The organism is Pseudomonas sp. MPDS (assembly GCF_013283895.1).
In the GTDB taxonomy this organism is placed as follows: domain Bacteria; phylum Pseudomonadota; class Gammaproteobacteria; order Pseudomonadales; family Pseudomonadaceae; genus Aquipseudomonas; species Aquipseudomonas rhizophila.
On sequence record NZ_CP054128.1, the window covers coordinates 4,630,211 to 4,650,196 of the forward strand.

The 19,986-nt window shown below is 61.9% G+C and carries 13 protein-coding genes; 7 read left to right on the forward strand and 6 right to left on the reverse strand.

Going from position 1 to position 19,986, the window contains the following annotated elements:
• Positions 1-36 precede the first annotated feature (36 nt).
• On the forward strand, positions 37-348 hold the full coding sequence (locus HQ912_RS20330; protein WP_173407226.1) for a DUF962 domain-containing protein: 312 nt from the start codon (positions 37-39) through the stop codon (positions 346-348).
• A gap of 20 nt (positions 349-368) precedes the next feature.
• On the forward strand, positions 369-959 hold the full coding sequence (locus HQ912_RS20335) for an HD domain-containing protein (protein ID WP_107322116.1): 591 nt from the start codon (positions 369-371) through the stop codon (positions 957-959).
• 123 nt (positions 960-1,082) lie between these two features.
• Here the strand turns inward: HQ912_RS20335 and HQ912_RS20340 are convergent, their stop codons facing one another.
• Positions 1,083-1,901: a UDP-2,3-diacylglucosamine diphosphatase gene (locus tag HQ912_RS20340; protein WP_047226208.1), complete on the reverse strand. Its 819-nt coding sequence runs from the start codon at positions 1,899-1,901 to the stop codon at positions 1,083-1,085.
• A gap of 134 nt (positions 1,902-2,035) precedes the next feature.
• Between HQ912_RS20340 and HQ912_RS20345 the strand changes: the two genes are divergently transcribed.
• Both HQ912_RS20345 and HQ912_RS20350 read left to right on the forward strand, forming a co-directional pair.
• Complete coding sequence (locus HQ912_RS20345) at positions 2,036-2,785, forward strand: helix-turn-helix transcriptional regulator (RefSeq protein WP_047226207.1); 750 nt, start codon at positions 2,036-2,038, stop codon at positions 2,783-2,785.
• Between the two features lie 92 nt (positions 2,786-2,877).
• Positions 2,878-3,771 carry a DMT family transporter gene (locus tag HQ912_RS20350; protein ID WP_107322115.1) on the forward strand — a complete coding sequence of 298 codons (894 nt, stop codon included), beginning with the start codon at positions 2,878-2,880 and terminating at the stop codon, positions 3,769-3,771.
• On the opposite strand, the gene HQ912_RS20355 is transcribed toward HQ912_RS20350, so the two are convergent.
• Positions 3,765-4,052 carry a SelT/SelW/SelH family protein gene (locus tag HQ912_RS20355; protein ID WP_047226205.1) on the reverse strand — a complete coding sequence of 96 codons (288 nt, stop codon included), beginning with the start codon at positions 4,050-4,052 and terminating at the stop codon, positions 3,765-3,767. The genes HQ912_RS20350 and HQ912_RS20355 overlap by 7 nt on opposite strands.
• A gap of 71 nt (positions 4,053-4,123) precedes the next feature.
• Between HQ912_RS20355 and HQ912_RS20360 the strand changes: the two genes are divergently transcribed.
• Entirely contained in the window at positions 4,124-6,325 is a 2,202-nt protein-coding gene (locus HQ912_RS20360) for a patatin-like phospholipase family protein (protein WP_047226204.1), read from the forward strand.
• A 126-nt stretch (positions 6,326-6,451) separates the two neighbouring features.
• Here HQ912_RS20360 and HQ912_RS20365 read toward each other — a convergent pair whose 3' ends face one another.
• The 3 genes from HQ912_RS20365 to recQ form a co-directional block, all read right to left on the reverse strand.
• Positions 6,452-8,377 carry a FimV/HubP family polar landmark protein gene (locus HQ912_RS20365; protein WP_047226203.1) on the reverse strand — a complete coding sequence of 642 codons (1,926 nt, stop codon included), beginning with the start codon at positions 8,375-8,377 and terminating at the stop codon, positions 6,452-6,454.
• 93 nt (positions 8,378-8,470) lie between these two features.
• Complete coding sequence (locus tag HQ912_RS20370) at positions 8,471-8,905, reverse strand: MarR family transcriptional regulator (RefSeq protein WP_047226202.1); 435 nt, start codon at positions 8,903-8,905, stop codon at positions 8,471-8,473.
• 118 nt (positions 8,906-9,023) lie between these two features.
• On the reverse strand, positions 9,024-11,150 hold the full coding sequence (gene recQ / locus HQ912_RS20375; protein ID WP_047226201.1) for a DNA helicase RecQ: 2,127 nt from the start codon (positions 11,148-11,150) through the stop codon (positions 9,024-9,026).
• A gap of 420 nt (positions 11,151-11,570) precedes the next feature.
• Between recQ and HQ912_RS20380 the strand changes: the two genes are divergently transcribed.
• Complete coding sequence (locus HQ912_RS20380) at positions 11,571-12,158, forward strand: YecA family protein (protein WP_047226200.1); 588 nt, start codon at positions 11,571-11,573, stop codon at positions 12,156-12,158.
• An 8-nt stretch (positions 12,159-12,166) separates the two neighbouring features.
• Complete coding sequence (locus tag HQ912_RS20385) at positions 12,167-12,562, forward strand: YbaN family protein (protein ID WP_173407227.1); 396 nt, start codon at positions 12,167-12,169, stop codon at positions 12,560-12,562.
• A 128-nt stretch (positions 12,563-12,690) separates the two neighbouring features.
• Here HQ912_RS20385 and HQ912_RS20390 read toward each other — a convergent pair whose 3' ends face one another.
• Positions 12,691-19,806 carry a retention module-containing protein gene (locus HQ912_RS20390; protein ID WP_173407228.1) on the reverse strand — a complete coding sequence of 2,372 codons (7,116 nt, stop codon included), beginning with the start codon at positions 19,804-19,806 and terminating at the stop codon, positions 12,691-12,693.
• Positions 19,807-19,986 lie beyond the last annotated feature (180 nt).

A 19,986-nucleotide genomic window follows, 5' to 3' on the forward strand; every position in this document is an offset into this window, starting at 1 on the left:
AGAACCAATAGAACAATAACCACAGAGCCCGCAGTCGTGGAAAACACCAGACGCTTCAATACGTTCGCTGAGTTCTACCCCTATTACCTCAGCGAACACAGCAACAGCACCTGCCGGCGCTTGCACTTTATCGGCACCTCTCTGGTCATCCTGATTTTTGCCCTGGCTCTGATCGTCGGCAACGGCTGGTGGCTGATCGTCTTGCCCATTGCCGGCTACGGCTTTGCCTGGGTCGGGCATTTCTTCTTTGAAAAGAACCGTCCCGCCACGTTCCAGCACCCGTTCTACAGCCTGCTCGGCGATTTCGTCATGTACCGCGACATGCTGCGGGGCAAGGTTGCGTTCTAGCCACTCTCAAAGGACTGCCCATGAACTCCCACGCGCGCTTTACCCACATGAAGGACGGTACTGAGGAAGACTGGGCAATCATCGCCGCCGACTTCAGCGCCTATGCCCGGCAATTACCGGGTCGAATCCTGACCCATTTGAAGTTGCTGGACGGCGATTTCGGCGGTTTTCCGGTGGATCGCCTGACCCATTCCCTGCAAACCGCCACCCGCGCCTATCGTGACGGACGGGACGAGGAATATGTGATCTGCGCCTTGCTTCACGACATCGGCGACACCTTGGGCAGCTACAACCACCCGGACATTGCCGCCGCCATCCTCAAGCCGTTCGTCAGCGCCGAAAACCTGTGGATGGTGGAGAAACACGGGATATTCCAGGGCTATTACTTCTTCCATCACCTGGGCATGGACCGGCACCTGCGCGAGCAATTCAAAGCGCATCCCCAATACCAGGCGACCATTGATTTCTGCGCCCGATACGACGCCGCGGCGTTCGATGCCGAGTACGACACCCTGCCGTTGAGTTTCTTCGAGCCGATGCTGGAAAGGCTGTTTGCCGCACCGAAGCAGTCGATCTACAAGGCGGCGATGGCTGAACAGGCTCAAGCCTGACTGATTGCTGGGATCGCTATGCGGTCCATCGCGGGCAAGCCTTGCTCCCACAGCTGGTGCTTGCTCTCGCAGGCTGTGAATACCTGTGGGAGCAAGGCTTGCCCGCGATGGCGTCAGATCGGCTCACGCCGGTTCGGTGACTTTCAACTCAGCCCGGATCAACGCCTCCCGCGCCTGGGCATCGGCCAACCGATACAACTCGATCGACCCGTCCCAATGCTCGATCAGCGCCGTGCACGACTCGACCCAATCGCCACAATTGAGATACTCCACCTCGCCCACCCTGCGCATCTCGGCATGGTGGATGTGTCCGCACACCACACCGTGCAGTTCACGCTTCACACATTCATGGGCGATGGCTTCTTCGAAGTCGCTGATGAAGCTGACCGCCGTCTTGACCTTGTGCTTGAGGTACGCCGACAACGACCAGTAACCGTAGCCATAACGGGCCCGCCAATGGTTGAGCCAGCGGTTCAGGGTCAGGGTGAACTCGTAGGCCGAATCGCCAAGGAATGCCAGCCAACGGTGGTACCGGGTGATGACATCGAACTGATCGCCATGGATCACCAGCAAATGCCGGCCGTCCGCGGTGACGTGCACCGCTTCGTCCACCAATTGGATATTGCCCAGGATCAGCTTCGAATATCGCCGCAGAAATTCGTCATGGTTACCGGTGACGTAGATCACCTCGGTACCGCGCTTGCTCATGGTCAGCAAGCGGCGAATGACGTTGGTGTGAGCCTGTGGCCAGTACATGCCGCCGCGCAGCTTCCAGCCGTCGATGATGTCACCCACCAGGTAGATCTTGTCGGTATGGTAGCCCTTGAGAAACTGCGACAAATGCTCGGCCTGGCAGTCCCGGGTGCCCAGGTGCACATCGGAAATCCATAAGGTGCGAACACGCTGTTTGCGGCTGGGTCTGGCGAGCTCGGCGCTGGTCATGGGCAACCCTCTGATCGTTTTAGCCACTGTGCCTCCCTGCGGTTAATACCCCATGACAAACACAAGTCCGTTACATGACAGCGCGAAGCAGCGTGGCCTCGGTGTATGCTGACGGCCTGCCCCGGGAGACCGAGATGAGACCGACCCTGACGCTACGCCATTACAGCCACGACCTGATTGTCCACAGCCACGACCACGCCCAACTGGTGTTCGGGTTGTCCGGGCTGTTGGATTTCGAGGTCGAAGGTTGTGGCAGCCAGGTCGTGCAGCAGAGTTTCGTGGTGATACCCGCCGGTGCCCATCACGCCTGCGGCAGCCCCCGTGGCAGCCGTTGCCTGGTGCTGGATGTGCCGAGCGATGACTGGATCGGGCAAGCCTTGGGTGATCACGCCGACGCCAGCCGCCGATTGCTCGACAATGCCGCGCGCAGGCCCCTGAATGCGGGGCAAAGCCAGTTGGTCAGTTGGCTGGCGGGCAGCCCGGTGGACGACCCGGTGATCGCCCAACAAGGGGCCGTGCTGCTCCTGGCCAGCCTCAATGGCACTGGCCAGGACATCGTCGGCGGCCGGCGCCTGCCCTATGCGGCGCTCAACGCCCACATTGACCAGTACGCCGCCTATCCGCTGCAAGTGGCGGACCTGGCCCAGGTCGCCGGGCTCTCCAGTGCCCGCTTGCATGCACGCTTCGTCGCTGAATGCGGGCAAACCCCGATGGACTACATCCGCAGTCGCCGTCTACACAAGGCGGTGGACCTGCTGCGTGATTCGCAACTGCCCATCGGTGAAATCGCCCACCGGGTCGGTTATAGCTCGCAAAGCGCCTTTGCCGCCGCAGTGCTGCGCGAATTCGGCGCCTCACCGGGCAAGCTGCGGCGCCAGCGCTAGCTTCGCGCTAAAAAACGCGAGGATCGCGACAGACATGAACGGCCGGTAGCGGGTTCAATACCCAGACGCTCAACCGTTGGACAAGGATCGCAATGACTCCCCGTACCGCCCTCGGCGCCCTGCACATTGGCGCACTCATGTTTGGCCTGACCGGTGTATTCGGCAAGCTCGCCGCCGCCTCGCCAGCGGTCATTGTGTTCGGCCGCGCCGTATTCGCCGTGCTGGCCCTGGCGTTTTTTGCCCGCTTCGCCAGCAGCGCCCGCTGGCACAAGCTCCACGCACAGGACCTTCGACGCCTGCTGCTGGGCGGCCTATTGCTCGCCGGACACTGGGTGAGCTTCTTCATATCGGTCAAAGTCGCCGGTGTGGCAATCGCCACGTTGGGCTTTACCAGCTTCCCGGCCTTCACGGTGTTGCTCGAAGGGTTGATTTTCCGCGAGCGGATCCGTGCCAATGAAATCCTGTTGGTGGCAATGGTAAGCATCGGCCTGGTGCTGGTCACACCGCACTTCGACCTGGCCAGCGGCGCCACCACCGGCCTGCTGTGGGCCGTGCTTTCGGGGTTGCTGTTCTCGCTGCTTTCGCTGGTCAACCGCGCCGGTTCCACACGGGTGCCGCCGGTACAGGCCGCTTTGTGCCAAAACCTGGTGGTCGGCTTTTGCCTGTTGCCAATGGCAGCGCCGCACCTGATTGACGTGCGCCCTGTCGACTGGCTTTGGATCGCCCTGCTGGGGGTGTTCTGCACCGGCCTGGCCCATAGCCTGTTTGTCGCCAGCCTGGCGGTGATCAAGGCCCGCACGGCGGCGGTGGTGTTTGCCATGGAACCGGTCTACGGCATCACCATCGCCTGGTTGCTATTCGATGAAAACCCGACGTTGCGCATGCTGCTGGGTGGCGCGCTGATCATCGTCGCGATCGTGATGTCGAGCCAACTCAGTGGCGGCACAAAGAAACCGGGTGTAAGCGCCCAAGCCGCGTCTCACTGAACCCGGTCGTTGTGGCCCAGGTCCCGCTCCGGGTCGATCCGGTCGCGGACCCGCTGCTTGAGAACCTTGGCCTCGGGAAAACCACCATCGGCCTTGCGTTCCCAGATCTGCGTGCCATCGCAACTGATATGAAACACCCCACCGGTGCCCGGCACCAACGACACCTTGCCCAAGTCGTCGCTAAACGTGCTGAGCAGTTCCTGAGCCAGCCAGGCGGCGCGCAGCAGCCACTGACATTGGGTGCAATAGGTGATGACGACTTCCGGCTTGTGCTCGGTCATTGCGGGTGAACTCCTGGGGGCAAAGGCATCGCTATAATACCTGCCTTTGATTGCCCGCCCCGAGATTGACGATGCGCCGCCTGCTGCCTTGCCTGCTTCTGCTACTGCTGCCCCTGCTCGTTCATGCCAACGAGCCCGCCGTCGAGGCGCCGCATCCGAAAATCGGCCTGGTACTGTCCGGCGGCGCCGCCCGGGGCCTGGCCCACATCGGGGTGCTCAAGGCCCTGGAGGAGCAAGGCATCCAGATCGACGCCATCGCGGGCACCAGCATGGGCGCAGTGATCGGTGGACTGTATGCCTCAGGTTACAAAATCGACGAGTTGGAAAAACTCGCCTTGGGCATCGACTGGCAACAGGCCCTGTCCGACGCTCCGCCGCGCAAGGACGTGCCGTTCCGGCGCAAGCAGGATGACCGGGACTTTCTGGTGAAACAGAAACTCAGCTTTCGTGATGACGGCAGCCTCGGCCTGCCCTTGGGCGTTATCCAGGGGCAGAACCTGGCCCTGCTGCTCGAAAGCCTGCTGGCCCACGCCAGCGACACCCGGGACTTCGACAAACTGCCAATCCCTTTCCGCGCCGTGGCGACCGACATCGCCAGTGGCGAGAAAGTGGTGTTTCGCAAGGGCCACCTGCCCAAGGTCATCCGCGCCAGCATGTCGATCCCGGCGGTATTCGCGCCGGTGGAACTGGACGGCCGGTTGCTGGTGGATGGCGGCATGACCGACAACATCCCGCTGGATGTGGCCCGGGAAATGGGCGTGGACAGGGCCATCGTGGTGGACATCGGCACCCCGCTGAGCACCCGCAAGCAATTGGTCACCGTGATCGACGTCCTGAACCAGTCGACCACCCTGATGACCCGGCGCAACTCCGAAGAACAATTGGCAACGCTCAGAGAAGACGATGTGCTGATCCAGCCGGCGCTGGCGAGCTTCGGCGCCACAGACTTCGGCCGCGCCCAGGAAATGATCGACGCCGGTTACCGTGCCACCCAAATACTCGAGGCCCGCCTGGCGCACCTGCGCCCCACGGAGCCGGCCGACCCCGAGCTCATGGCGGCGCGTACCCCAAGCGAGCGCACGCCGGTCATCACCGCCATTCGCGTGGAGAACGACTCCAAAGTCGGTGACGACGTGATTCGCTATTACGTTCGCCAGCAAGTCGGCGAGCCGCTGGACCTGGGTCGTTTGCAGACCGACATGGGCACGTTGTACGGGCTGGATTACTTCGAGCAGGTGCAATACCGCGTAGTGCACAAGGCCCCGGACCATACGCTGGTCATCAGTGCCCGGGGCAAACGCACCGGCACCGATTACCTGCGGCTGGGGTTGAGCCTGTCGGACGACATGCGCGGCGACAGCGCTTTCAACCTCGGCGCCAGCTATCGGGTCAATGGCATCAATCGCCTCGGCGCCGAGTGGCTGACCCGGGCACAGATTGGCGACAAGCAGGAGCTGTACAGCGAGTTTTACCAGCCGCTGGATGTCGGCTCGCGCTACTTCATCGCACCCTACGGGCAATTCGAATCCCGCAACGTCGAGTCCATCCTGGACAACGACCCGGTGGCCCAGTACCGCGTCGAACGTTATGGCTTTGGCCTGAACCTGGGCCGGCAGATTGGCAACAGCGGCGAAATCCGTTTCGGTGTCGGCCAAGCCTGGGGCGAGGCAGATGTACGCATTGGCGATCACGACCAGCCCAGCGAAAGTTTCAATGAAGGCTTCTACGACCTGAAGTATTCATTCGACTCCTTCGACAATGTGTACTTCCCCCATGAAGGCGAAGACATCGGCCTGACCTGGCGCCAGTATGAGCCGGGATTGGGTTCCGACCAGCGTTACCGCCAATGGGAACTCAATCTGGACAAGGCGCTGAGCCACGGCCCGGACACCTTCATCCTCGGTGGGCGTTACGGGCGTACCCTGGACACCGCTGAAGTGGTGACTTCAAGCTTTGTACTCGGTGGTGCGCGGCAACTGTCGGGCTTTCGCCAAGACGGCATCTCCGGGCAGAACATAAGCCTGATGCGCGCCGTGTATTACCGCAGGCTCACACCGCGAGCCTACCTGCCGCTGGATTTCCCGCTGTACATCGGCGGCTCCCTGGAACGCGGCCGGGCGTGGAACAACGACAATGAGTTCGACAGCGGCTACATCAATGCCGCCAGTATTTTCCTGGGGTTTGATACGCCGTTGGGGCCACTGAATTTCAGCTATGGGTTTAACGATGATGACGAGCGGGCGGTGTATCTGAATCTGGGGCAGACGTTTTGATGGCCCTGTATCCGCAGCAGCCCCCACATTGGTTTCGTGTCGTTCGCGGGCTTGGCGTTCACCGCAAATCCCCTGTGGGAGCGAGCCTGCTCGCGAAGGGGCCAGCAGGCTCACTAATAAAGGACTTCAGCGAATCCCCGCCAGGAGCACACGCGCGGTTTGCCTGAGAGGTTCGTTGCCCTCTTCGAGCAACTCTTCCAGCAGTGTGACGGCGGTTTTCAGATCGCCATCGTCAATGCAGTTCTGCGCTTGCTCCAGCTTGTCGGAGTGTTCCGGTACCTGAGGCTCTTGGTGGACAGGCTCGAGGACCATCGGCTCCAGTTCCAGCGACTGCTCTTCATCGGCAAACCCGTCGAGAAATGCATCGTCCAGCGATTCAGTTTCCGAAGGTGCGCTCCACTGCAGGTCCGGCGCGTCGAAACTCGAAAGCGACAAGTCCCCAAAGCCTTCGGGCGCAACAGGGGTTTTTTCAGTGGTGCTGTGCTGCGGCTCGGCAAGGTCCCAACTGGTTTCCATGGACAGCGCATCCAGATCGAGTTCGAACTCGTCACTGGACGCAGGAGCGACGTCAGTCAGCGGCGGCAGAGGTTCTGTGACCATGGGCGCGGCCACCGCGGCGACCTTCGGATAACGCCCGCGGATTTCTTCGAGTGTGCTGACGTCAATGCCCTGCGCCAACAAATGATGTTCCTGGGCCTGGAAACCGATGGTATCGCCCTGCTTGCCCAGCACTTCCAGCAACTTGAGGCCCAGGTCGGTGCGCGCGGGCTCTGTCAGCAGCGCGGCGCGCAGTAATCCCGCCGCTTCGGTGAAACGACCGTAGGTCAGGTAAATCCCGACCCCTTCCAGCACGTCCCCCAAAGGTGCATCACCGTTACTGAACGACGTGGCGGCCTCAGGCTGTTCCGTGTCGGCGGTCGAAGCGTAGGTTTGGGTGTCGTCTTCAAGCATCGGTTCAGGACGCTCGGGCAGGGGCTCCATTTCGGCCTGTTCTTGCTGCCGTCGACGAAGAAACAGCAATAACCCGAGCAACCCCAACAGCCCCACCAGCGCCGTTATCCACAACCAGTTAATGCCCTCCTCTGGTTCCGGGACCGGTTCTGTGACGGGTTGTGCTTGATCTGGCGGCGCGGGGGTTGCGGCAGGCACAGACTCCGGCTGCGCAGATTCAGCAGGGGCTGGCGCGACCTCGGCCAGTTGTGTCTGCAACTCGCTGATCTGCTTGCGCTGACTCGCGATTTCTTCGTCCTGGGATTGGAGCAGCGCCTGCAGTTGCTCGATGGTTTTTTGTTGCTGCTCGTTTTGCAGCACGCTGGCGGCCAGTTGCTCGTCGGACATGGCGGAGGCCGGGGCGGCAGCCGTTTCTGTCGCTGATGGCAGCACCGCAGAATCGGGCAGCAATAAACGCTGGCCCACGGAAAGCCGGTCACTGCCGGGGTTCAGGGCCTGGATGCCCTGCATCAGCTCATTGACCGAAGCATTGCTGCCGGCGTCATGCAGGCGTTTGGCGATGGACCAGGGGTTGTCTCCCTGCACGACGGTATAGCGCTTGCCTTGAGTAGCCGCAGGCGGCTTGATCGCAGGCGTTGCCTGGGCCGCGGCGGCTGGCTCGTCCCGCGCCGGTACGATACCCGGCGTGCCCGGTGGGTCGATCAGCACGGTGTATTCGCGCAGCAGACGCCCGTTGGGTTGATTGAGCTGCACCAGGAAATTGAGGAAGGGTTCCTCCACCGGTTTGCTGGAGGTCACCCGAATGTAGCCGCGCTCGCCGCGCAGCACTGGCGTGAAGCGCAAGCTATTGAGATAGAACACCCGCTCCACGCCGGCACGGCTGAAATCGTCCGCGCTCGCCAGGCTGGCCGACAAATCGCTTTCACTTACCCCGGTCACATCGACCAGGGCGATATCGGCACGCAACGGCTGATTCAGGGCGGAATGGAGGGTGATCTCCCCAAGCCCCAGCGCCGATGCCAACGCCGAATACCCCATGGCTGCCACGACTACCAACACGTTGAGCCAACTGCGCAACGTGCACTGCAAACTTACAAGCATGGGCATCCCTTTTGATTACCAGACTGAGCGCCTAAGTACTGGTTATAGTTCGCGAACCGCCGAATCTCAAAAGTCTGATGCCTGGGATATGCCTCAGGATTTTTCCAGATTGGCCAGAATCGTGCCATGGACCCGCATGCACACGCGCATGTCGGCTTCATCGACCCCCTCGAACAACTCGCGGCGCAGTTGCGTGGCAATGGTTTCGATCTGTTCGATCAGCGGCAGCGCCGGTGCACAAAGCACGATTTTCTTGGCACGACGATCCTCGGCCACGGCCTGACGCTGCACCAGGCCCTGAGCTTCCAGGCTGTCGAGCAACCGGGCCAGGGTCGGGCCTTCGACAGCGACACTCTGGGCCAGTTCGCGCTGGGTCGGCGCCTGTTCGAAACGGGCCAGGTGCAACAGCACCAGCCAGCGGGCCTGAGACAGACCCAACCCGGCCAGGCGACGATCCAGCTCGGCGCGCCAGCCTCGAGACATCTGTGCCAACTGCATGCCAAAACGGTGTTGATCGGTTAACGGCATAAAAAAACTCATCAGATCTGAAATAGAGAAAAACTAATTATTAGTCAGCTAAGCATGAGCTTCGGATTCAGGCAAGGTTTACCCTGTAGTGAATCGTTAAAGGAAGGTAACTCACTGATCAGACTTCAAATTCCGACTGCAACGCAGCCCTGACACAATACAGGACACCTTCCGGAACCCGACCGACAAACAGTGCTGCAACTTCCGACACCGCTGGCAACTCGCCTTCGCCGTCCAGAAACGCATCCTGCACCTCGCCCATCAATTCCTCGGGTAAATCCAACGCCTGCTCCAAAGACAACTGCTGCTTGCCGATGGCCTCGGCCAGCATCGTATAAACGTTCTTTTCCGAGCATTGCAGTTGTCCGGCAATCTGCAACGGGGTCATGCCGGCGCGGGCCAGGGTGATCAATTCGTGACGAACATCGGCCACCGCTTTCGGCGCCTCGACCTCGCCGCCCAGCACTTGGAGGAAGGCTTCGCCGTAACGCTCCAGCTTGCGCGCGCCCACGCCACTGACCCGGGCCATTTCCGCCAGGGAGGTGGGTTGGCTGCGGAGCATTTCCAGCAGCGTCGAGTCGGGGAAGATCACATACGGCGGCACGCCATGCTCTTCGGCCAGCTTGCGACGCAAGGCGCGCAAGGCTTCCCACTGGTCGCGCTCTTCGCCGCGCACCAGTTGGCTGGCTTGGCTCTTGCTGTTCTTGATCGCGGTTGCCGGCTTGAGATCACGGCGCAGTTCGAGGGAGACCTCGCCTTTGAGCAAGGGACGGCAGCTCGCACTCAGGCGCAGACCGCCGTAGCCTTCCAGGTCGATATCGGCCAACCCGCGGGCCACGAGCTGGCGGAACAATGAACGCCACTCACTTTCCGTGCGTGCCTTGCCCACACCGAACACCGAAAGATGCTGGTGGCCAAAACTGCGCACCTTTTCGTTGTCCTTGCCCAGCAACACGTCCACCAGATGCCCCACGCCATAGCGCTGCCCGGTGCGATAAATCGCCGACAACGCCTGGCGGGCCGGCTCGGTGGCGTCCCAGGTTTCCACACCGTCGACACAGTTGTCGCAATGTCCGCAAGGCTGGGACATGTCTTCGTCGAAATAGGCCAGCAAGGTCTGGCGCCGGCAGCGGGTCTCTTCGCACAGCGAAAGCATGGCGTCGAGCTTATGCTGCTCAAGACGCTTGTGGCGCTCGTCGCCCTCGGAGTTCTGCAGCATCTGCTTGAGCATCACCACGTCTTGCAGGCCGTAGGCCATCCACGCGTCGGCCGGCAAGCCATCACGGCCGGCGCGCCCGGTTTCCTGGTAATACGCCTCGAGGGATTTGGGCAGGTCCAGGTGCGCGACGAAACGCACGTTGGGCTTGTCGATGCCCATGCCAAACGCCACGGTGGCCACCATGATCAGGCCTTCCTCATTGAGGAAGCGCTTCTGATGATAGGCCCGCAGGTCATTGGGCAGGCCGGCGTGATACGGCAATGCCGGAAAGCCTTGCTCGCAGAGAAACGCCGCCACTTCATCGACCTTTTTGCGCGACAGGCAATAAACGATGCCGGCATCGCTGCGCCGCTCGGCAATAAACGCCAGCAACTGCTTGCGCGGCTGCTCCTTGGGCACGATGCGGTAGAAAATGTTGGGTCGGTCGAAGCTGGAAAGGAAGCGCTCGGCGTTCTGCAAATGCAGGCGTTCGACGATTTCTTCGCGGGTACGTTTGTCGGCGGTGGCGGTCAGGGCGATACGTGGCACGTCGGGAAACAGTTCGGCCAGTTGCCCCAGTTGCAGGTATTCACGACGGAAGTCGTGGCCCCATTGGGACACACAGTGGGCTTCGTCGATGGCAAACAGAGCGATTTCCAGGCTCTGCAGGAACGCCAGCATGCGCGGCTGCACCAGGCGTTCCGGGGCCAGGTAGAGCATTTTTATTTCACCCCGCTTGATTCGCGCCGCCAGGTCCCGTTGCTGCTCGGCGCTGAGGGTCGAGTTCAGCGAAGCGGCTGCAACCCCCAGCTCTTCAAGGGTCGCGACCTGGTCGTCCATCAACGCAATCAGCGGCGAGACCACTACCGCCAGGCCGTTGCGCAACAGCGCCGGCACCTGGAAGCACAACGATTTGCCGCCGCCGGTGGGCATCAGCACCAAGGCATCGCCACCGCTGGCCACGCGCTCAATAATGGCACCCTGGCGGCCACGAAAACTGTCGTAGCCGAAGATGTCCTTGAGGACGCGTTGAGCCTGTTCGAGCATAAAAACTCCAAAAATCACCGAAACATCCCTGCAAGGCTGGTTCAGAATCAAAAACGCTGCACCGGCAAATCGTAAGTGCGCGTTTCGAAACGCCGGGACGCCGCAGGGCATCACAAAACGCGGCAGTATACCCGAGGGTTTCGTTGTAAAGGGTGATGCTGACAAGAGGTGTCGGGGGTCTTCCGGTTGCCATCAGTCCCTGTGGGAGCGAGCCTGCTCGCGATGACATCGGCCCATTCAACATCAATGCAAGCTGCTCCACCGCTATCGCGAGCAGGCTCGCTCCCACATTTGATCTGTGGGCGAGCGCAAATTTGTGTCCACCCCGGGCATTGGAGAGGCAAATACACCACGCGGCTGGCCTGGGCGCTCAAGAAGGCCTAGAATTCCCGCATTGTTTATTCCCCAAGGTAGCCTGTAATGTCCTTCGCTGAGCAACTGACCCGCCTGCAAGTCTTCCTCGACGCCGATGAGCTGCACGAAGAGGCGCTGGATTACGTGGCCGCTCACGGCTACCTGACCGCCCTGTCCATCTGCTCCGAACAGGTGCCGGAGCGTGAGTGGATCGACGCGCTGTTCGCCGAAGAGCCGCATTACGCCGACGATGCCGAGCGTGAGGTCATCGAAACCACGCTGGTGTTGCTCAAGGCCCACATCGCCCGTCAGTTGGCTTCCGACGAAGAATTCGAATTGCCATGCGAGCTGGACCTGGGCGATGACCCGGACGATTCGGAACTGCGTGGCTGGTGCATCGGTTTCATGGAAGGCGTGTTCCTGCGCGAAGCCGCCTGGTTCGAAACCGCCGAGGAAGAAGTCAGCGAAATGCTGCTGCCGATCATGGTCGGTTCCGGTCTGTTCGACGAGCAACCGGAGTTTTCCGACATCGCCGCCGACGCGAACCTGATGGACGACATGATCGTGCAGATCCCTGAAGCCCTCACCGCCCTGTACCTGCTGTGCAACGCCCCGGACGAGAAACCGGCGATCCTCAAGCCGCGCCACCACTGAGCCACCGGGTGCCCGCGCCCATCGGCAACCGCTCGCTGATCCTGCGCTACGCCCTGCTGGCCATTGGCTGGTTGAGCGTGGTGCTGGGGGTCATCGGGATCTTCATTCCCGTATTGCCCACTACCCCTTTCCTGCTACTGGCCGCAGCCTGCTTCGCCCGCAGCTCGCCACGCTTCTATCGCTGGCTGGTGGGCCATCCGCGGCTCGGGCCCTGGATCGCTGACTACCTCAGCGGCAACGGCATCCCGCTCAAGGGCAAGGTCTACGCCATCAGCCTGATGTGGGTGAGCATCCTCCTGTCCTGCTACCTGGTGCCCCTGCCGTGGGCGCGCGCATTCATGCTGACCAGTGCGGTACTGGTGACGGTTTATATCCTCAAGCAAAAAACCCTGCATAAGCCCTGAAGTCGGCGCGAAGCTCCCTCGCCACAGGAGTATGGATGTCCTTCACCCGAAAAGCGTGCATCCCCTCAAAAACACAAAACCCGCCATATCCTATTTGAACATGACGGGTTTTGTTGTTTCAGTTCACCTCACACGGTGTCCACCTTCAACGAGTGATCATTCAACATTCCGTTGATGATGGTCGCCGTATCCGCGCCGGCGATCATGCCGTCCACGCCCGGTGTGACGCCGTAGTAGCTGGCGAGGTTGACGCCGGCCAGATCGATGGTCTGGTTCGGCGCGGCGCCGGCCGTGGAGCTGACGTCGATGCTGGTCATGACCGACGCACCACTGCCGGTGACGCTGAAGTGCAGGTAATCGTCCAGGGACGCGCTGCTGCCGTTTTCCCCCAGCAACAGTTGCGACAGGTCAAGTTTGTCGAGGCCTGGGGTGAAGTCCGTGACCAGGTCATGGCCGCTGTTGCCCACCTGCCATTGGAAGGTATCAGCGCCGCTGCCTCCGGTCAGGGTGTTGTTGCCCAGGCCGCCGATCAACACGTCATCGCCACCACCGCCATTGAGCACGTCGTCGCCCAGGCCGCCGTTGATGCGGTTGCTGGCACTATCGCCGGTGAGGGTGTCGTTGAAGTTCGAGCCGACCAGGTTTTCGATGCCCGCCAGGGTGTCGATGCCGGCGCCCACGGTGTTTTGCGCGGCTAACAGACCCAGGTTCACCGTAACCCCGGCACTGGCGTGGGCGTAGCTGGCGGTGTCGTTGCCGGTGCCACCGTCGAGCAGGTCGTTGCCGGCGCCGCTGTAGAGCAAGTCGTTGCCCGCCTCGCCATGCAAGACGTTGTTGCCCGAACCGGCGCTGAGTATGTCGTTGCCGTCACCCGCGTTGAGGATGTTGTCCCCCTCGCCGGCGATCAGCACGTCGTCTCCGGTCGTGCCCGTCAGGGTGTGGCCAGCCTGATAGCTGATGCCGACCGCTGCGCTGTCGCTGCCACCGTGATTGTCGCTGGCGGTGTAGCTGTCGTGGTAATCCGGCGTACTGTCCTGGGCGCCGGCGTAGTTGACGGTCAAGGTCAGTTGGTAGTTTTCCGCGCCGTTGGGGTTGCCACCACTGCCATTGGCGATGTTGGTGACGTGGATCTGGTAGTTGCCATCGGCCGCCGCGGTGAACGAGGCACCGTCGGTGATCGCGATGAAAGGCCCGCCGTTGAGGGAGTACTCCAGGGCGATCCGTCCGGCCGCCAGGTTGTGGTCCAGGGTGAGGGTTTCCCCCTGCTTGAGGCTGATGTTGAGCCGGTCTTCATCGTTGGTGTTGTGGTTGGACACCATCCCCAGTGCACCGCTGACCACCAGCACCGCGGTCATGGTCGCGGCATTGGCGACAAAAGCGCCGCGGTTGAGGTTGATCGACTGCACGTTGTTACCGGTGAAGCTGACCGTGCCGGTACTGCCGGTGAAGTCTGCGCCCCTGGCAACCCAGCCGGTGTTGAAGCCGGTGGGCGACGCCGTGAGCGGGTCGCCGTTGGCGTCGCTGTCGTTGCCCAGCAGCATTTCTCCCGGGATCACGATGTTGCCCGACAGGACGTTGGTGATGATGTTGTCGTCGACTGCCACGGGCGGGCTGTTGGGGAGAACCTTGACCACCAGGCTGGAACTGGCCAGGTCGCCGTCGTTGTCGCTGACAGTGAAGCCGATGGTCTCGGTGATCAATGTGCTGGTGGCGGTCTGGGAGGTGTAGCTGTACTCGCCGGTGTCGAGATTCACCACCAGCGTGCCGTCGTGGTCGGTGGCGATACTCAGCGTGTTGTTGGCGGTGTTGAAGGTGCCATGGTTGGCTCCGCCGCTGGCGGTCAAGGCACCCTGACCGGCGTTGGCGGCCGGATCGTAGCTGTAGGTGGTGCCATCGACCACCAGGCTTTTGACAAACCCGCCGTCGGCGCCGAACGAGCCACCCTCGCCCAGCAGGCTGCCAGTGACGGGCACACCCTGCACGGTGCCGGAGAGCACCGAGTTGAGCTGGTTCAGGTCGGTGACCAGCACCGCGTCGGTGTCGGTGTGGGTGCTGCCGTCGTAGGCCAGCGGGTCGAGGTGAGTGTCACTGACACCGCCGCCCAGGCCGATGGCGTAGTTCTTGATGCCGTTGGCGTCGAGGAATGCTTTCCACGCCACTTCGTCCGCCGCATCAATCCCCTGGCCCGTCGTGGGCTTGCCGTCGGAGAAGAAGTAGCCAATGTTCTGTGCTCCGGTCAGTTGCCCCGAGGTGACAAACGCGGTCTTGGCCGCCGCTACCGCCGCATCGTAGTTGGTCCCACCGCCCGCTGACAGGCCGGAGAGGAGCGACTTGGCGGTCGCCACGTCCACCCACACGGAAGTCTGGTCGGTGGCGCTGCTGCTGAAGGTCACGAGCTGGACTTTCACATCCCCCAGATCGTCGTATTTATCGAGCAAGGCACTGATGGCCTGTTTCGCCAGGTCCAGCCGCGAGAGCCCCGGTACACCCGAGGGGTCGGCCATGCTCCCGGACACATCGAGCACGATCAACAGGTTCGAGTCGATCTCCACCGCCGTCACCGAACGCTCGGACGCGACGGCCGTGGGCACGTCGTCGACGATGCTCACCACCAGGTTGCCGGTGACACTGTTGCCCAAGGCGTCCGTGGCCTGGTAGGTGAAGCTTTCGCTCAATACATTCGGGCCGTCGTTGGCGTTGGGCGCCGTCGTGGCGGGCGAAGTCAGCGTGTAGGTGTACGAGCCATCGGGGTTGAGCAACAACTGGCCGTAGGCGCCGGTGGCGTTGCCCACCAGACTGAACGTCAGCGCACCACTGGCACCAGTCACCGAACCGACCAGGCTACCGCTGGCGGTTTCGCTGGTGGCGCTCGGCTCGCTGCCGGTGACGGTACCGGGGGCCAGGTCCTGGCCGTCCTGATTCAGGTCCAGGGCTTTTTCGTAGACGGTAATGTCCTGATCGGTTTCAGCGACGAGGCAACTGTTGTAGACATCGATGGTGATGGTGGTGGTGCTTTCATCGCCGTCGGCATCGCGCACGGTGTAGGTGAATACGTCAGTGGCACCGGGTGCACTGACGGTGTTCGGGTTGCTGTGGTAAACGGCGTTGCCATTGGCGTCCAGCGTGAGATAGCCGTAGGTGCCGTTGATCTGGGTGTTGAGGCCACCTGTTGCAGGGGTTGAAGTGTCGTTGCCGGCACGTACGCCGATCACTGCGCCACCGTCGGCGCCGAGCACGTCGTTGTCCAGCACATTGCCATTGACCGTGCCGCCCTCCACTACCGAAGCCAAATCGGCATGGGCGTTGGGTACGTCGTCAACGATGTTGATAACGATGGTGCTGGTGACGGTATTGCCCAGCGAATCGGTGGCTTGATAGGTAAAGCTTTCACTCAGGACATTCGGACCATCGTTGGCCGAAGGTGCGGTGGTGGCTGGCGAGGTCAGGGTGTAGGTGTAGGAACCGTCCGGGTTGAGCAGCAACTGGCCGTAGGCACCGGTGGCGTTGCCTACCAGGGCGAAGGTGACGGCGCCGATTGCACCTGTGACCGAGCCGACCAGGCTACCGCTGGCCGTTTCAGTGGTAGCGTTCGGCGCGCTGCCGGTGACGGTACCGGGAGCCAGGTCCTGACCGTCCTGATTCAGGTCCAGGGCTTTTTCGTAGACGGTGATGTCCTGATCGGTTTCAGCGACGAGGCAGCTGTGGTAGACATCGATGGTGATGGTGGTGGTGCTTTCATCGCCGTCGGCATCGCGCACGGTGTAGGTGAATACGTCGGTGGCACCGGGTGCACTGACGGTGTTCGGGTTGCTGTGGTAAACGGCGTTGCCATTGGCGTCCAGCGTGAGATAGCCGTAGGTGCCGTTGATCTGGGTGTTGAGGCCGCCAACCGCCGAGGTTGAGGTGTCGCTGCCAGCACGCACACCGATCACCGCGCCGCTTGCGGCGGGTCCATCGGCACCGCCCACATCGTTGTTCAGGACGTTGCCGCTGACCGTCCCGCCTTCGTCCACCGAGGCGGAATCAGCATGGGCGGTGGGCAAATCATCAACAATATTCACATCCAGGTTGCCGGTGGCCGTGGTGCCGTTGTCGTCGGTGACCACGACGGCAAATTGCTCGCTAAGGCTGTTGGCACCGCTGGCGTTTGCGTGGGCTTCGTTGTCCAGCAAGGTGTAGCTGTAACTCACCACACCCGTGGCGGCGTTGAAGCCGGTGATGGTCAGCGTGTTGCCCAAGGCCGTAGTGATGGATTGTGGGAAACCGGCCGCAACACCGCCCGTGACGACATTGATGCCACCTACGCTCAGGGTCTGTACACCGTCCAGCGCGGTGATGGTGAAGGTGCCGCTTTGGGTCAGCGCTGGAGCGTCCGGGCTGGTGCCGTCGCTGAGGTTTTTCTCCTGAAGGTTCAGCTCACCGCCTTCGGTGTCCAGGCCTTCGATGATCACCGGGTCGTCGTTGTTGTGTACCTGCAACACCAGGTTGGCGGTGCTGGTGTCGCCGTCGGCGTCGGTCAGGGTGTAGGTGAAGGTTTCGCTACCGCTGCCGCCGCCGTACAGGCCTTTGAAGTCGGCGTCGGCGGTGTTGAGCGTGTAGGTGTAGGAACCGTCAGCGTTGAGAACCAGCGTGCCGTAAGTGCCAGTGAAGGTACCGGGCGTGACCGGGCCGGACGCCACACGATCCGCGCCTTCGGTGTCATTGGTCAGCACGCTGCCCGTCAGGGTCTGGTTGGTTTCCGAGGCGGTGCCGACGTTGCTGTCGTCCACGGCTTGAGGCACATCATCAACGATATTCACGTCCAGATTGCCAGTGGCCGTGGTGCCGTTGTCGTCGGTGACCACGACGGCAAATTGCTCGCTAAGGCTGTTGGCACCGTTGCCGTTTGCGTGGGCTTCGTTGTCCAGCAAGGTGTAGCTGTAACTCACCACGCCCGTGGCGGCGTTGAAGCCGGTGATGGTCAGCGTGTTGCCCAAGGCCGTGGTGATGGATTGTGGGAAACCGGCTGCAACACCGCCCGTGACGACATTGATGCCACCCACGCTCAGGGTCTGTACACCGTCCAGCGCGGTGATGGTGAAGGTGCCGCTTTGGGTCAGCGCTGGAGCGTCCGGGCTGGTGCCGTCGCTGAGGTTTTTCTCCTGAAGGTTCAGCTCACCGCCTTCGGTGTCCAGGCCTTCGATGATCACCGGGTCGTCGTTGTTGTGCACCTGTAGCACCAGGTTGGCGGTGCTGGTATCGCCATCGGCGTCGGTCAGGGTGTAGGTGAAGGTTTCGCTACCGCTGCCGCCGCCGTGCAGGCCTTTGAAGTCGGCGTCGGCGGTGTTGAGCGTGTAGGTGTAGGAACCGTCAGCGTTGAGAACCAGCGTGCCGTAAGTGCCGGTGAAGGTACCAGGCGTAACCGGGCCGGACGCCACACGATCCGCGCCTTCGGTGTCATTGGTCAGCACGCTGCCCGTCAGGGTCAGGTTGGTTTCCGAGGCGGTGCCGGCGTTGCTGTCGTCCACGGCTTGAGGCACATCATCAACGATATTCACGTCCAGATTGCCAGTGGCCGTGGTGCCGTTGTCGTCGGTGACCACGACGGTAAATTGCTCGCTGAGGCTGTTGGCGCCGTTGGCGTTTGCGTGGGCTTCGTTGTCCATCAAGGTGTAGCTGTAACTCACCACGCCCGTGGCGGCGTTGAAGCCGGTGATAGTCAGCGTATTGCCCAATGCCGTGGTGATGGACTGTGGGAAACCGGCCGCAACACCGCCCGTGACGACATTGATGCCGCCCACGCTCAGGGTCTGTACACCGTCCAGCGCGGTGATGGTGAAGGTGCCGCTTTGGGTCAGCGCTGGAGCGTCCGGGCTGGTGCCGTCGCTGAGGTTTTTCTCCTGAAGGTTCAGCTCACCGCCTTCGGTGTCCAGGCCTTCGATGATCACCGGGTCGTCGTTGTTGTGTACCTGCAACACCAGGTTGCCGGTGCTGGTGTCGCCATCGGCGTCGGTCAGGGTGTAGGTGAAGGTTTCAGTGCCACTTCCGCCGCCGTGCAACGCCACGAATTGCGGGTCGCTGGTGTTGAGGGTGTAGGTGTACGTGCCGTTGGGCTTCAGCACCAGGGTGCCGTAGGTGCCGGTGAACGTGCCGCCAATGATCGGCCCGCTGTCAGGACCGGTGGGGATGCGGTCGGCGCCTTGATGATCGTTGGGCAAGACGTTGCCGGTGAGCGTGACAAGACTTTCCGATGCGGTGCTGGCGTGGCTGTCGTCAATCGCCTGGGGTACGTCGTCGGTGATGTTGACGTCCAGGGTCCCCGTAGCTGTGTCGCCATCGCTGTCGACGGCCACGACGGGGAACTGCTCGCTGATGGTATTGGCCCCGCCCCCGGCGGGATGGCTTTCATTGTCCGTCAGGGTATAGCTGTAGCTGACCACACCGGTCGCGGGGTTGTAGCCGGTGATGGTCAACGTGTTGCCCAGCGCCGAGGTGATGGATTGGGGAAAACCTGCGGGCACGCCACCGGTGATCACGGCGATTCCACCGATACTCAGACTGCTCAGCCCATCGGGCGCGGAAATGGTGAAACTGCCGCTTTGCACCAGCGCGCCAGGATTGCTGGCGGAACCGTCAGACAGGTTCGCCTCATTGGCGGTCAATTCACCGCCATCCACGGTCAAGCCATCAAGGGTAACGGGGTTGTCCGGGGTTTCAGGGTCTACCGGTGACACGATTGCATCGTCGCCGCCGTCATCCGGATCACCGGCCAGACGCAGGTCTGGAAACTCGGGTATCCCGTTGAACCCGGCGGTGGGAAAACCGATCTGCGGATCGACTTCCCCGCCGACCTCTTCCAGCAACACAAAACTGTGCCCGCCACCCACGCCCCCCGGGTTACCGCCCTCGGCGCCTGCAGCCGTCGCCTCGCCGGTCTGGGTCGGGTCAGCGCCGGCGGCGATGGCTTGTTGCAGTTTTTGCACATCAGTCAGTTGCGCATCACTGGGTGTGGTGGCCTCAGGCGTATCGCTAGCAGAGGCCTGGTTGGCGAGCAATTGCGGGCTCAGCGTCAGGTCACTTCCGCGGCCCAGGGTCAACTCCTTGCCGTTTTGCAACTGCACAGCCACCGCCCCTTCGGCCCCGGTGATCAGGTGCTCACCGGCATAGAGCCGATCACCTTCAACCAGAGGTCGCCGCAGACCGCCGACGGCTTCTGCGAAAACCTGTCCTACCACCTTGCTGACGGTACCGATGAGCGCTGCCATGTGCATTCCTCCGTTGCCAACCGCAGTCGGCACCTGTCTGGGTGAAGAATTGGTGCTCGGGTTGGCAGCCAGGGAATCTGGAAAATCTGCCAGCTTTCGGGGACGTAAAAGGCGCTAGCTATTCGCCACAATGACAAAAAACCGTCACTTAAAATCGCCTTTCAGGTCGTCCTTTTCGGC